13 protein-coding genes are annotated in these 13,551 nt (G+C 68.5%); 4 read left to right on the top strand and 9 right to left on the bottom strand.

What is annotated here, in order from left to right:
- Positions 1 to 10 precede the first annotated feature (10 nt).
- The 6 genes from ACG04R_RS11885 to ACG04R_RS11910 all read right to left on the bottom strand — a co-directional run bounded on the left by ACG04R_RS11885 (position 11) and on the right by ACG04R_RS11910 (position 4,896).
- Positions 11 to 646, bottom strand: coding sequence for a protein phosphatase CheZ (locus ACG04R_RS11885; RefSeq protein ID WP_394410100.1), 636 nt, complete (start codon positions 644 to 646; stop codon positions 11 to 13).
- A gap of 29 nt (positions 647 to 675) precedes the next feature.
- Entirely contained in the window at positions 676 to 1,068 is a 393-nt protein-coding gene (gene cheY, locus ACG04R_RS11890; RefSeq protein ID WP_119043331.1) for a chemotaxis response regulator CheY, read from the bottom strand.
- Between the two features lie 56 nt (positions 1,069 to 1,124).
- Positions 1,125 to 2,123, bottom strand: coding sequence for a flagellar motor protein MotB (motB, locus tag ACG04R_RS11895; protein WP_394410104.1), 999 nt, complete (start codon positions 2,121 to 2,123; stop codon positions 1,125 to 1,127).
- A 12-nt stretch (positions 2,124 to 2,135) separates the two neighbouring features.
- Complete coding sequence (motA, locus tag ACG04R_RS11900) at positions 2,136 to 2,993, bottom strand: flagellar motor stator protein MotA (protein ID WP_394410108.1); 858 nt, start codon at positions 2,991 to 2,993, stop codon at positions 2,136 to 2,138.
- Positions 2,994 to 3,082: 89 nt separating this feature from the next.
- Positions 3,083 to 3,838 carry a class I SAM-dependent methyltransferase gene (locus tag ACG04R_RS11905; protein ID WP_394410111.1) on the bottom strand — a complete coding sequence of 252 codons (756 nt, stop codon included), beginning with the start codon at positions 3,836 to 3,838 and terminating at the stop codon, positions 3,083 to 3,085.
- Positions 3,835 to 4,896, bottom strand: coding sequence for a glycosyltransferase family 2 protein (locus ACG04R_RS11910; RefSeq protein WP_394410114.1), 1,062 nt, complete (start codon positions 4,894 to 4,896; stop codon positions 3,835 to 3,837). Before ACG04R_RS11910 ends, ACG04R_RS11905 begins: the two co-directional genes overlap by 4 nt.
- Positions 4,897 to 5,026: 130 nt before the next feature.
- On the opposite strand from ACG04R_RS11910, the gene ACG04R_RS11915 reads away from it, so the two are divergent.
- From ACG04R_RS11915 to ACG04R_RS11925, 3 genes are read left to right on the top strand one after another with little or no spacing between them, the layout of a single operon-like run.
- A complete protein-coding gene (locus ACG04R_RS11915) occupies positions 5,027 to 5,668 on the top strand; it encodes a glycosyltransferase family 32 protein (RefSeq protein ID WP_394410117.1) in 642 nt (213 codons plus the stop codon).
- Positions 5,665 to 6,327 (top strand): class I SAM-dependent methyltransferase, encoded by a 663-nt coding sequence (locus tag ACG04R_RS11920; protein ID WP_394410120.1) that lies wholly within the window; start codon positions 5,665 to 5,667, stop codon positions 6,325 to 6,327. The genes ACG04R_RS11915 and ACG04R_RS11920 overlap by 4 nt, the downstream gene beginning before the upstream one ends.
- On the top strand, positions 6,324 to 10,406 hold the full coding sequence (locus ACG04R_RS11925; protein WP_394410123.1) for an O-linked N-acetylglucosamine transferase family protein: 4,083 nt from the start codon (positions 6,324 to 6,326) through the stop codon (positions 10,404 to 10,406). Before ACG04R_RS11920 ends, ACG04R_RS11925 begins: the two co-directional genes overlap by 4 nt.
- Positions 10,407 to 10,443: 37 nt before the next feature.
- Here ACG04R_RS11925 and flhC read toward each other — a convergent pair whose 3' ends face one another.
- The 3 genes from flhC to ACG04R_RS11940 form a co-directional block, all read right to left on the bottom strand.
- Positions 10,444 to 10,980, bottom strand: coding sequence for a flagellar transcriptional regulator FlhC (gene flhC, locus ACG04R_RS11930; protein ID WP_394410126.1), 537 nt, complete (start codon positions 10,978 to 10,980; stop codon positions 10,444 to 10,446).
- Between the two features lie 51 nt (positions 10,981 to 11,031).
- Positions 11,032 to 11,352 carry a flagellar transcriptional regulator FlhD gene (flhD, locus tag ACG04R_RS11935; RefSeq protein ID WP_394410129.1) on the bottom strand — a complete coding sequence of 107 codons (321 nt, stop codon included), beginning with the start codon at positions 11,350 to 11,352 and terminating at the stop codon, positions 11,032 to 11,034.
- Positions 11,353 to 11,569: 217 nt separating this feature from the next.
- Entirely contained in the window at positions 11,570 to 12,037 is a 468-nt protein-coding gene (locus tag ACG04R_RS11940; RefSeq protein ID WP_394410132.1) for a hypothetical protein, read from the bottom strand.
- A gap of 439 nt (positions 12,038 to 12,476) precedes the next feature.
- Between ACG04R_RS11940 and ACG04R_RS11945 the strand changes: the two genes are divergently transcribed.
- On the top strand, positions 12,477 to 13,343 hold the full coding sequence (locus ACG04R_RS11945; RefSeq protein ID WP_394410135.1) for a flagellin N-terminal helical domain-containing protein: 867 nt from the start codon (positions 12,477 to 12,479) through the stop codon (positions 13,341 to 13,343).
- Positions 13,344 to 13,551: the final 208 nt, after the last annotated feature.

Below are 13,551 nucleotides of genomic sequence, written 5' to 3' on the forward strand. Positions count from 1 at the left end.
CTGACCGGGCTCAGAAGCCCAGGCTGGCCAGCAGGTCGTCGACCTCGCCCTGGTTGGTGACGACGTCGGTGCGGCCTTCGGGGCTGACGACCGGACCTTGCAGGATGTTCGGGTCGACCTTCTCGCGCTGGTCAGGCGGCACCACCTGCACGAGCAGCTTGACAAGGCTGTCCTCCAGGTCGTTGGCCAGCGTCACGACCTTGGCGACCACCTGGCCGGTCAGGTCATGGAAGTCCTGCGCCAGCATGATGTCGGTCAGGTGGTTGTCGATGCTCGTGGTGCGGGTCTCGACGTCCTTGACGAAGTTCATGACTGCGCCGCTGGCCACCGCGCGCACCGGGTCGGCCACGATGGCGGCAGCCAGTTCCTGCGTGGCCTTGCTGATGCCAGCATGCTCGACCTTGGCCTGGTCGACCGAGTTCAACACCTTCTCGGCCGCGGCGGCCGTCTTGGTGGCGATGTAGTTCAGGCGGCTGCGCGCGTCGGGCAGGCCGTCGGTAGCCACTTGCAGCTTGGGCATGACGCCGAGGCGCTGCATGGTGTCGTGCAGCGTGCGCGTGATCGTGCCCAGTTGCTGGAACACCTCGGGAGAGACGAGTAGCGGCTCCTGCGCCTTGGCCAGTTGGTCCAACTGTTCCATCGACATGGCAGTCCCCTTTTCAGTTTGTTGTCAGATCAGGCCGCAGCGGCCAGCTTCTGCATGATCTTGAGGACTTTCTCTTCCAGCGTGGCCTTGGTGAAAGGCTTGACGATGTAACCCGCGGCGCCCGACTGGGCGGCCAGCACGATGTCTTCCTTGCGGGCTTCGGCGGTGACCATCAGCACCGGCAGGTGCTTGAGGTTGGGGTCTTCCTTGATGGCCTTCAGCAACTCGAAGCCCGTCATGTTGGGCATGTTGATGTCGCTGACGACGAAGTCGAACTTGGCGCCCTTGAGCATGTTCAGCGCTTCGACGCCGTCCTCGGCCTCTTCGCAGTTGTTGTAGCCGATCTCCTTGAGCAGGCCGCGCACGATGCGGCGCATGGTGGAGAAGTCGTCAACGACCAGGAATTTCATGTCAGCGCTCATGGCGATCCTCTCTCGATGCAGGCGGGGATTTCAGGGGTCAGCCCGCAGTCTAGTTTCTAGCGAGCCGGCACCGTGGACTGAGTTTGCGGCATTTTGCCGCTAGGCGGCATTTGCGTGAGGCCGGTCCCCGGCACTTGTGTGCTGTCGCTCTCCGCGGGCGGCGCGTCGGTATCGGTGTCGTCGGTGACGTTCTTCAGCACCGCGTCCTCGGCGTCACGGTTCATGACGATGATGCTGATGCGGCGGTTCAGTGCGCCGTTGGGGTCTTTCGCGTCCAGCAGCTTGCTGGCCGCCAGGCCCTGCACACGCAGCATGCGCGCGTCGGCCAGACCACCGGCCACCAGCTCGCGGCGCGACGCGTTGGCGCGGTCGGCCGACAGCTCCCAGTTGCTGTAGCCCTTGTCCCCGCCCGGGAAGGGCTGGGCGTCGGTGTGCCCCTCCACCGTCAGGCGGTTGGGCACCTCGGTCAGCACACTGCCGAGTTCACGCAGCAGCTCGCGCATGTAGGGCTTCACGACGGCGCTGCCGCTGTCGAACATGGGGCGGTTGCTCTCGTCGACGATCTGGATGCGCAGGCCTTCCTTGGTCATATCCAGCCGAATCTGCCCGCCGAGGGCTGCCAGCTTGGGGTTATCGGCCAGCACCTGCTCGACCTTGGTCTTGAGCTGCTCCAGCCGCGATTTCTCCGCCTTGCGCTGCTCTTCCTTCAGCGCGCGCAGCGTATAGCTGGACTTCTTGGCATTGCTGTCGCCCTCCTTGACCTGGCCGGTCTCGCGCGTGAGGTCCTTGCCGCCGCCGCGGATGACGCTGGACGAGTCGCCCGAGCCCGAACCGCCCAGCATCGCCACCTTCAGCGGCGACTGGAAGAAATCGGCAATGCCCTTCTTGTCGCCCTCGGTCGTGGAGCCCAGCAGCCACATCAGCAGGAAGAAGGCCATCATGGCCGTGACGAAGTCGGCGTAGGCGATCTTCCACGCGCCGCCGTGCGCCGCGTGGCCGCCCTTCTTCACCTTCTTGATGATGATGGGCTGGAGCTTTTTCGCGTCACCGGCCATGTCAGGCTTTCATCACTTCTTCTTGACGTGACCTTCGAGCTCGGTGAACGACGGGCGGTCACCCGAGAACAACACCTTGCGGCCGAACTCGATGGCCACCTGCGGCGCGTAGCCCTGCATGCTGGCCAGCAGCGTGGTCTTGATGCACTGGAATTCCTTGCCGGCGTCCTCGACCTTCTGCTCTAGCAGGCCGGCCAGCGGCTCGGCGAAGCCGTAGGCCAGCAGAATGCCCAGGAAGGTGCCGACCAGCGCCGAGCCGATCATGCCGCCCAGCACGGCCGGCGGCTGACCCACCGAGCCCATGGTGTTCACCACGCCCAGCACGGCGGCCACGATGCCGAAGGCCGGCAGGCCGCCCGCCAGGCGCTGCAGCGCGGCCACGGCGGCGTGTTCTTCCTGGTGGTGGGTCTCGATCTCGCTGTCCATCAGCGATTCGATCTCGTGCGCGTTCAGGTTGCCCGACACCATCATGCGCAGGTAGTCGGTGATGAACTCGGTGACGTGGTGGTCGTTGCCCACGGTCGGGTATTTCTGGAACAGCGGCGAGCTGTGCGGGTCCTCGACGTCCTTCTCGATGGACATCAGGCCTTCCTTGCGCGCCTTCTGCAGGATGTCGTACATCAGCGCCAGCAGCTCCATGTAGCGGGCCTTGCTGTACTTGCTGCCCTTGAAGCACAGCCCCAGGCCGGCGGCCGTGGCCTTGACGACCTTCATCTGGTTGTTGGCCAGGAAGGCGCCGATGGCGGCACCGAAGATGGTGATCATCTCGAAGGGCAAGGCGTGCAGGATCACGCCGATGTTCCCGCCGTGGGCGATGAACACGCCGAAGATGCAGGCCATGGAGATGGCCCAGCCGATGATGACGAACATGCGGTGTGGGGTTGAGGGTGTTCAGGCCATATCGGCCCGATAGCGGGGGGCTTGAGAAAGTATGCCGCGCCAAGAGCCGCTTGAACGCATCAATTGGCTGGCTTTGGCGCCACATTCCGCCCCGGGCGGTAAAGCCACACGAACTGGCCGTTGCCCAACTGCCAACTGGCCACCGGCGCCACATCGGGGACGGCGAAATCCAGGCTGACCAGCCAGGCCTCGGGCGCCAGCTCCGCGCAGGCCTTGGCCCACACGGGCGGCATGGACTCGGGCCGCTGGAACACGTAGACCAGCGCGAACGGCGCCCAGTCGTCGGCCCACAGATCACCCCGGCGCACGGCGGCACCGCGCGCCCGCCAGCGTGCGGCCCAGGCCAGCGGCCGGCTCCATTCCACGCCTTCGACGCGGGCGGCCGGATAGGCCCGCAGCAGCTCGCGCAGGCCGTCACCGACGCCGCAGCCGGCGTCCAGCACGCGGGCACCCGGCAGCAGCGGCGCATGCGAAGGCAGCTGCGCCAGCGCCCCACGCGGCGTGGGGAACAGCGGCGCCTCGCTCCAGCTGCGGCGCGGATACAGCCACCACAGCAGCGCCAGCGGCGCCAGCCACAGCAGGCCCGAGGCCTCGCCCTGCCATCCCAGCCCCAGCACCGACGCCGGGAAGCCCAGCGCGACGATGAGCCGACGCCAGCGCTGCGGCTGCGGCCAGCCCAGCAGCGCCCCCAGCGCCGCACCCAGGGCCAGCGCCGGCCCGGGTGCCAGGCCCGCCGCCAGCGCGCCCGCATAAAGCAGCCAGGCCGCCAGCCAGGCCAGCAGCGCCGGCAGGGGCCAGGTAGTGAGCAGCTTCACGGCCAGGGGTGGGCGGCGCGCACGGCCGAGGCCTCGTCGGCGCGGCCCGTGCCGTCCAGCACGACGGCCAGGTTGTGGGCCGCCAGGAAGCTGCCCCGGCCCGCCACGGCGCCGGGCTGCTCGGGATGCTCGCCCAGCTCCAGGCAGCGCCGGAAGGCGGCCTCCACCATCGGCAGCAGCTCGCCCGCCTGCCCGGGTTGCGTGGCCGCCATGTCCAGCAGCAGGTCGCCCAAAGCGAAGAAGAAGTCGGGCGAATCCGCGCCCGCCGCCATCTGCGGCTGGGCGAAGTCCACGGCGTGGGCATGCTGGCCCAGGCACTTCAGGCCGAAGATGCGGCGCACCGCCAGATCCAGCCACCAGGGCGACTCGGCAGCGCCCGGCAGCTCGCAGGCATGGGCGAACGCGGCTTCGGCGACGTCGTGCTCGTCGTAGACGGCGCAGTCCTTGCCGAGCTGGTACCAGAGGTAGGCGTCGTTGGGCGCGTCCTGCAGCGCCTGCTCCAGCAGGCGCCGATTGCGGCCGCGCTTGGTCGCCAGGCGCTCGTCGACATAGCCGTCATGCCCCACGACCAGCGGCAGCCGGCGCACCGGCAGGCCGTGCTGCGGCTGCTCGTGCACGCGGCCGTCGTAGCGCACCGTGCCGGGCAGCACGCGGCTCAGCCAGGCGATGGCCTCGGCGGACCGGCCCGGCGACTGGTCGAAGCGGTCGCGCAACTGCAGCGCGCCGACGAAGCCCGGCGGCGTGTCACGCAGCGCCCGCAGCGCTTCGCCGCCAGAGATCAGCCATTCGTCGGCGTCCAGCACCAAGTGCCAGTCGGCGCCGGCGAGGTCCAGCGCGCGGTTGCGGGCGGCGGAGAAATCGTCGCACCACGCAAAAGACTCGACGCGGGCGCCGTGTGCACGCGACACGCGCACGGTGTCGTCACGCGAGCCGGTGTCCAGCACCAGCATCTCGTCCACCCAGGGCTTGACGCTGTCCAGCAGCCGGGCGATGCGCGGCGCCTCGTCGCGCGCGATCACGACAAGGGCCAGGCGGTGCGGCACAGCGGCAGCATTCATGCCCGCATTGTGGTCACGCGCGTGAGGGCCTTGGCGCGCTTCAAGGCCGGAATTCCCCCATTCCACCGGGTTTCGCCCCGGCGCCTGCAGGCCTAGAGTGGCAGTCTCTCCAACGTCCGCGAGGCTCCCCATGATCCCCCGCACCCTGCATGTGATCTGGGTCGGCGACGAATCCAAGCGCCCCGACAACTGCATCGCCACCTGGCGCCAGCACAACCCCGACTGGACCGTGCGCGTCTGGGGCAACGACGACCTGGCCAGCTACGGCTGGGTCAACGCCGCGCACATGCGCGACATGGCCAAGCGCGAGCTCAACGGCGTGGCCGACCTGATGCGCTGGGAGATCCTGTATCACGAGGGCGGCTTCGTCGTGGACGCCGACAGCATCTGCAAGCGCCCGCTGGAGCCCTGGCTGTTCGAGGGCGAGGCCTGCGCCTGCTGGGAGAACGAGCTGATCCGCCCCGGGCTCATCGCCGCCGGCTACGTGGCCTCCAAACCCGAGAACCCCTTCTTCGGCCAGATCATCCTGGACCTGCAGAAGGAGCCCACCGTTGTCGACCGCATGGCCTGGCAGAGCGTCGGGCCGCTGTTCCTGACCGAGCAGGTGCGCATGCAGCGCTACTCGGGCCTGACGATCTGGCCCAGCCACTTCTTCATCCCGCGCCACTTCACCGGCCATGAATACACCGGGGGCGGCCCCGTCTTCGCAGCCCAGGAATGGGGCAGCACGCTGGGCAAGTACGACGAACTGCACAAAAGGAAAGTGGCATGACACCTCCCGCACTCGCAGCCGAACGCAAGCCCGTGGACGACCTGCCCGTCTCCCCGCTGGAATACGCCCACCAGAAGTACTTCGTGCAGAAGGTCAAGGTCGGCGAGGACTTCGTCGGCGTGCCGCGGCTGGACGCCTTCGTCGCGCTGTGCGCCGACAAGCGCGTGCTGCACGTGGGCTGCGTGGACTGGCCCATCACCGACCTGAAGCGCTCGCTGCACCTGCAACTGGACGCACATTGCCAGCTCGACGGCTTCGACATCCACGGCGAGGCCTTCGCGCTGATGCAGCCCCACCTCAAGGGCCGGCTCTACAGCGACTGGGCCGACGTGACCGGCGAGTACGACACCGTGCTGGTGCCCGAGGTGATGGAGCACGTGCCCGATGTGCAGGGCTTCCTGAAGTCGCTCGACGCTGTCGGCGCACAGCAGTACATCCTCACGGTGCCCGACGCCTACTCGTGCTTCCGCCGGCACTTCGACTACAACGCCGGCGCGCAGACCTTCGTCGAGGTCGTGCACCCTGACCACAACTGCTGGTACACGCCGTACACGCTGAGCAACGTCATCCGCAAGTACACCCCCTGGCAGATCGACGGCATGTTCTTCTTCAACGGCATGTCGCTGCTGGTCGCCTGCAGCAGGCCCGCCGCCGAGTGACTCCCGCTTCCCTGCGCAGCCAGGCCGAGGGCCTGCGCCTTGCCGGCCGCGCCGCCGAGGCGGTGGACCTGCTGATGCAGGCGCTTGCCCTCGCGCCCACCGACACCGCCACCTACCTGCAGCTCGGCTTCGCGCTGCAGGCGCTGGGCCTGCACAGCCAGGCCGCCGAGGCCTTCCGCACGCCGGCCATCCTGGCGCCGGGCAGTGTGATGGCCGCGGGCTACCTGATCCACGCGACGCAGAAGGCGGCGGACTGGTCGCAATTCGACGCCGACCTGGCCGCGCTGCGCCAGGCGCTGGCCGACAAGCCCGACACGGCGGACGACGAGTTCGGCATGCCGTTCGCCTTCGTCGGCCTGCCGCACACGCGGGCCGAGCTGAAGAAGTCCGCCGCGCTGGCCAGCCGCCACGTCGCGCGCGGCCTGCGCCCGCTGCCGGCGCGCCCGGCCATGAAGCGCGACCGCCTGCGCATCGGCTACCTGTCGGCCGACTTCCACGCCCACGCCACGGCCGCGCTGCTGGTGGACCTGCTGGAAAGCCATGACCGCGAGCGCTTCGAGGTGCGCCTGTATTCACACGGGCCGGATGACGGCTCCGCACTGCAGCAGCGTGTGCGCGCCGCTGCGGAGCACGTCGTCGACGTCACGCCGCTGAGCCTGGCCGCCACGGCCGAGCGCATCCGCGCCGACGGCATCGACATCCTCGTCGACCTGAAGGGCCACACGGCCGGCAGCCGCCTGGCCGCCCTCGCCTGCCGGCCGGCGCCGGTGCAGGTGAGCTGGCTGGGCTTTCCGGGCACCAGCGGTGCCGGCTTCATCGACTACGTCATCGGCGACCCCGTCGTCACACCGCTGGCCGACGCGGCCGACTACAGCGAAGCCATCGCGCAGCTGCCGCACTGCTACCAGCCGCAGGACCGCCGCTGCACGGTCGGCCCGGCACCGTCGCGCGCCCAGCTGGGGCTGAAGGACGGCGCGCTGGTGCTGCTGGGTGCCAACGCCGTCTACAAGATCACGCCGGCGCTGTGGGCTGCCTGGATGGACGTGCTGCGCCGGCTGCCCGAAGCGCAGCTGTGGCAGCTCAGCGGCGGCGAACAGGCGGACGCGCGGCTGCGCGAGGCGGCCGGCGAGCTGGCCGACCGCATCGTCTTCGCGCCACCGGTGGGCATGGACGAGCACCTGGACCGGCTTCAGGTCGCCGACCTGGCGCTGGACAGCTGGCCCTGCAACGGCCACACGACAACCAGCGACGCGCTGGCCGCCGGCGTGCCCGTCGTCACGCTGCCCACGGACACCTTCGCCGGCCGCGTGGCCGCCAGCATCCTGCACGCGGCAGGCCTCGCCGACTGCATCGCGGCCGACGCGCCGACCTACGTCGACCGGATCTGCGAACTGGGCCGCGACGCCCGGGCCCGCGCGGCACTGCGGGAGCGCATCGCGGCGCGGCCGGCGGGGCTTTACGACACCACGCGCTTCGCCCGCGAGCTGGAAGCGCTCTACCTGCGGATGTGGGCCCGGGCGCTGGCCGGCCAGGCGCCGTCGGCCCTGCCGGCCGATCAGCACGCCGCCATCAGCTCGACTGCCAACAAGCCGAAGCCGCACGACGCGGCGCTGGAATCGGCCGCAGCAGCCTACGCCGTGGCGCAATACGACCAGGCCGCCAAGAGCTGCCGGCGCGCGTTGAACCTCGACCCGCACAACACCGCGGCGATGAGGATGCTCGGCAGCATCGCGGCGCGGCAGAAAAAGCACGTCGAGGCGGTCAAGTGGTTGACGATGGCCTGCAAGCAGGCGCCGACCGATGCCGCCACGCTGTACGAGCTCGGGCGCGCGCAACGCGCGGCCGGCGACCGGGCGGGCGCCCTTTCCAGCCTGCAGCGGGCCTTGGCCGTCCAACCCGACCTGCTGGAGGCGCTGCTGGAAACGGCCCGGCTGCGGGTCGAGCTCAAACAGCTCGACGACGCGGCGGCGGTCCTTCAAACGGCGATCAGCCACCACCCGCTGGAGATCGGCCTGTATCTCGAGCTGGCCCGGCTGCTGCGGGGATCGGGCCGGACCGCCCAGGCGGCTGAAGTCCTGCTGCTGGCGCAAAAGCAGGCGCCCGATGATGCGAATGTCTATGCCGACCTGGGCAGCGACCTGGCGGGCCTCGGCAACTGGGAGGGCGCGGCGACCTGCTTTGCGGCGCGCTGCGGCCTGCTGCCGGGCGACGCCGTCAGCCAGTACAACTGGGGCGTCGCGCTGCACGAACTGAAGCGCCCCGCCGAGGCCATCGAAGCCTTCGAGCGCGCCATCGGCCTGAACGCGAACTACGCCGCGGCCTATTTCGCACTGGCGCTGGCCTACAAGGACCTGGGCGCCCTGGACGCCGCGCTGATGGCCCTCGATCTGGCGGTGGCCGCCAAGCCCGATGACCCGCGCTTTCCGCTCGAGCGGGCCCGCGTGCTGCTGTCGCTGAACAATCCGGCGCAGGCGCTGCAGACGCTCGACGCGCTGCTGCTCACCCACCCGAAATCGGCCGAAGCGCTGAACGTGAAGGGCGTGGCGCTGAAGGGGCTGTACCGGCAGGACGAGGCGCTGGCGGCCTACGACCAGGCCATCGCCCTGCAACCCGGCCTGGTCGATGCCCGCAACAACCGCGCGAACCTGCGGCTGCTCAAGCGCAACTTCAGCGCCGCGCTGGCCGATCTGGACGAGGTGAAACGCCTGCAGCCCGACAGCCCCGGCCTGGCGGGCATCCGGCTGTACACCGCCATGCACATCTACCGGTGGACCGATTTCAGCGACACGCTGCCGGCGCTGGTCCGGGGCGTCGAGCAGGGCCAGGCCAGCGTCCAGCCGTTGGCGATGGAGTGCTTCATCGACGACCCCGACGTCCAGCAGAAGGCCGCCCGCGCCTGGGCGGCGTCCATTGCCCGCCCACAGGGCGTCTGGCAACGCGCGCCGGGAACCCGGCGGCCCGGGCGGATCAGGATTGCCTACGTCTCCGGAGACTTCAAATCCCATCCCGTGTCGTTCCTGATGGCGGAAGTCTTCGCGCTTCACGACCGCGACCGGTTCGAGGTCATCGCGCTGAACTACGGCGCGGCCTCGAACGACCCCATGCAGGACCGGCTGCGGCAGTCGTTTGACCAGTTCTACGACGTCGAGCGCCTGCCGGACCAGCGGATCGCCGAACTGGCTCGCAGCCTCGACGTCGATGTCGCGATCGACGTGTCCGGCTTCACCAGCGGCGCGCGCACGACCCTGTTCGCCTGGCGCCTGGCGCCCGTGCAGGTCATGTACATCGGCTATCTCGGAACCTCCGGCGCCGACTTCTACGACTACGCCATCGCGGACCCGGTGATCATGACGCCCGAGGTCCGCCCGTTCTACGACGAGAAGGTCATCACGCTGCCCTGGTACCAGGCCAATGACCGCCAGCGCCCCCGCCCGCACCCGCAGGCTTCACGCACGGACCTCGGCCTGCCGGAGCAAGGCTTCGTGTTCTGCTCTTTCAACAACCCCACCAAGCTGACGCCGGCCACGTTCGACGCCTGGGTCGAGATCCTGCAGCGCGTGCCGGGCTCGGTGCTGTGGGTGCTGGGGGAGGAAGAGGTGGCGAAGCACAACCTGCGCGAGAACGCCATCGCCCGCGGGCTGGACCCGTCGCGGCTGGTCTTCGCGAGCCGCAGCTCGCGGGAGACCTACCTGGGCAACTTCGCGTCGGCCGATCTGTTCCTGGACACCCTGCCCTACAACGCCGGCACCACCGCCAGCGACGCGCTGTGGATGGGCCTGCCCGTGCTGACGCAAAAGGGACGCTCGTTCGCGGCGCGCGTTGCCGCCAGCGTTCTGGAGAGTGCGGGCCTGCCCGATCTCGTCGCGGCAACGACCCGCGATTACATCGACCAGGCGGTGCAGCTGGCCACGCAGCCGGGCCTGTTGAGCGGGCTGAAGCGCCGGCTGCTCGATTCGCGGGCCACCTGCCGCCTCTTCGATGCACCGGCTTTTACCGCGCATCTGGAGGCCGCCCTGGCCCGGGCGGTGGACCTTCACGAAGCCGGCAGCGCGCCGATGGACATCGACATCGCGCCCTGACCGGCTCGGCAGGCGGCCGACGGGCCGCCCGACGCCGTCAGTGCATCTGGATCGCGCCCTGGGCGCGGCCCTTGCCGGCGCGTGCCGGCGGGTTGCACAGGCCGCAGATGAAGTGGCGCGACATCTCGTGCGGGTGGGTGACGAACTGGCCGTTGCACTTGGAGCACTTGGTCAGCGTCAGCATGCCGTTGTCGACGAACTTCACCAGGCGCCAGGCGCGGGTGACGGACAGCATGGCTTCCAGGCCCTGAGCCTGCGTCTGCTCCTGGTAGAGCTGGTAGGCCTTGATGACGGTGTCGATCTCGTCCATCTCCGCGGCCTTGTTCAGGTACTCGTGGATGTTCAGGAACAGGCTGGCGTGGATGTTGGGCTGCCAGGTCATGAACCAGTCGGTCGAGAACGGCAGCTGGCCCTTGGACGGCGACTTGCCGCTCACTTCCTTGTACAGGCGCAGCAGGCGCTCGTAGGACAGGTCGGTCTCGGACTCCAGCACCTGCAGGCGGGCACCGAGGTGGATCAGCTGAACGGCACGTTCGATCTGCTTGGCTTCGGTGAGGATGCTCTTGACGCGCATGGTGTGGGCTCCGGAATCTGTGACTGGGTGGGCAGCGAAGGGGTCGCGAGATCAGGCGTGCTCGTGGCGGCCGGCCATCAGGATCGAGGCGTGGAGACGGGACACCGACTCGTTCGCGCCCGGCTTGCTGTGGTTGGTCAGCAGGCCCCACACCAGGTCGTCGCTCATGCGGAAGGCGCACAGCAGCGTGTTGCCGGAAGCGATCTTCATGATCTGCGCCGGGCTCAGCATACCGATCAGCGTCGCGGTCTCTTCGCTGATGCCCAGGCGGTACAGTGCCTGTTCGCGGTCCGCGCGGATCAGGCTCTGGGCCAGCATCAGGTAGGACAGGTTGGCTTCACGGATCTCGGCGAGCATTTGGTCGGCGTTCATGGCGGTTTCCGTTTCAGAGGTAGAGGGGTGTTGCGGATCAGTGAAACGGATTGTGTTGACCCGCCTTCTCGAGCGATATCAGGCAGCGTCGGTGCCCGGCGTCACCCTGGCAGGAAGGCCTTGTCAGGCAAATTCCTACAGCTGCGTCGGGCCTGAAAACACCGAGGCCCCGGCAGCTTGCGCTGGCGGGGCCTCGTAGAGAAATGGGTCTGGCGTGTCAGCCGCGCTCGCGCTGCAAGCGCTCCAGCTCGATCATGGCCACGGGCACCAGCTCCGGCGCTTCGGCCTGCAGACTGTCGCGGCCGGCGCCCTGCTGCAGCTCCGTCAGCACGCCGATGGCGCGGTCCGTCTCGCCCAGGCCCGACAGCGCGAAGGCCAGCGTGTAGAGGCTGGGGCCGTGCAGCGGCTGCGCCTGCAGCGCGCGGTCGGCATAGCCGGCCGCGTGCTCCAGCTTGCCGGCGGCCAGCAGCAGCGCGGCCATGTCGGACAGCAGGTCGTGGCTCAGCGGCTCGTCCTGCAGCGCGTTGTAGAGCAGGCCCAGGCCGCCACCGATGTTGCCCTTGGCCGCTTCCGCGAAAGCGGCGTTGCGGGCTCGCGCCAGCAGCAGCTTGGGGTCGTTGCTGGGCGCGGCGACCGGGCGGTGGGCTTTCTTGGCGGTACGGGTGGCAGTCGTCAGGGCTCGCATGGCGGGGCTCCAGGCCGGCGCTGGGGTTCGGCCGGGTTGGATCGCACTTTAGGAAGCAGCGATGGCACCGATCCCTGGAAAAGCCGGGGTTTCGGGGCGCGCTTTACAAACCAGTCGTCGATCCAAGGAACAGGCTGTTGCAGCGCCTTTTATTCAAAAGATCACGCTCTTGACAAATCGACCTAAAGAAACATCGGCCGCGCACCGATAGCCATTCCAACGGCGCTGCAAACAGTTCCGTGGTCCGGCTGGAAGGCCGAAGGGGTGTGACATTGCTCACAGGCGACGACTCGCCCCAACGGACGACCAGCGTCGGGCGTCGCCGCAAAGGCCTGCCGCAAGGCGAGCTGGAGCGGACCGCACGGGTGCCACACCCGGGCACCTGGGTCTTCGTCCGGCGCTGTTGCCGGGTTATCTCTAGCTAAAGGAAGCGCAAATCATGGCCTCGGTCATCAACACCAACCTGCTGTCGCTGAACGCGCAGCGCAACACGTCGGCCTCGCAGTCCGCGCTGGCCACTGCCATGCAACGCCTGTCGTCGGGCTTGCGCGTCAACTCCGCCAAGGACGACGCCGCCGGCCTGGCCATCTCGGAGCGCCTGAACGCCCAGGTGCGCGGCTCCAACGTCGCCATCCGCAACGCCAACGACGGCATCTCGCTGTCGCAGACGGCTGAAGGCGCGCTGTCCAAGGTGACGGACTCGCTGCAGCGCATGCGCGAACTGGCGGTCCAGGCCCGCAACGCCACCAACACCAGCGCCGACAAGGACTCGCTGGACAAGGAATTCGGCGAACTGTCCAAGGAAATCCAGCGCGTGCTGGGCGGCACGACCTTCAACGGCCGCGCCATCCTGGCCACGTCGGACGCGGGCACGCAGACCTTCCAGGTCGGCGCCAACGTGACCAGCAACGACCGCATCGACGTCGTCACGACCGACATGACGACCGCGTCTGAAATCACGCAGGTGGCCGGCACGGACAACACCGGCGCAGGCCGTGCGGTCATCGACAACACCGCCAGCGGCACGGGCATCGACACCGTCATCTCCAACATCGACACCGCCATCAACAAGGTCTCTTCCGAACGCGCCAACCTCGGCGCTGCGCAGAACCGCATGGACCAGGTGATCTCGAACCTGCAGATCTCGGTGGAGAACCAGAGCGCTGCGAAGAGCCGCATCACCGATGCCGACTTCGCGCAGGAAACCGCCAACATGTCCCGAGCGAACATCCTCCAGCAGGCAGGCAACGCGATGATCGCCCAGGCCAACCAGGTGCCCTCGCAAGTCCTGTCCTTGCTTCGATGAAGCCGGGCCAGCACCGCTGGCCCTGAGTGAAGCCTCCGCTCCGAAGACGGAAAAGCTCACGCCACCAGCACAAGCACCTTGATCGCCCTCCCGCCTGGCGCGGGGGGCGCTTTTGAGGCGCCGTGCAAAAAGGATTCAAGTCAATCCATCGTCTCGACGATAAGCATCTCAACGGGTTCGCGATTCATTCGAGGACTACGTACCAGAC

The sequence above is a fragment of the Pelomonas candidula genome (genome assembly GCF_043555985.1).
GTDB lineage: Bacteria > Pseudomonadota > Gammaproteobacteria > Burkholderiales > Burkholderiaceae_C > Pelomonas > Pelomonas candidula.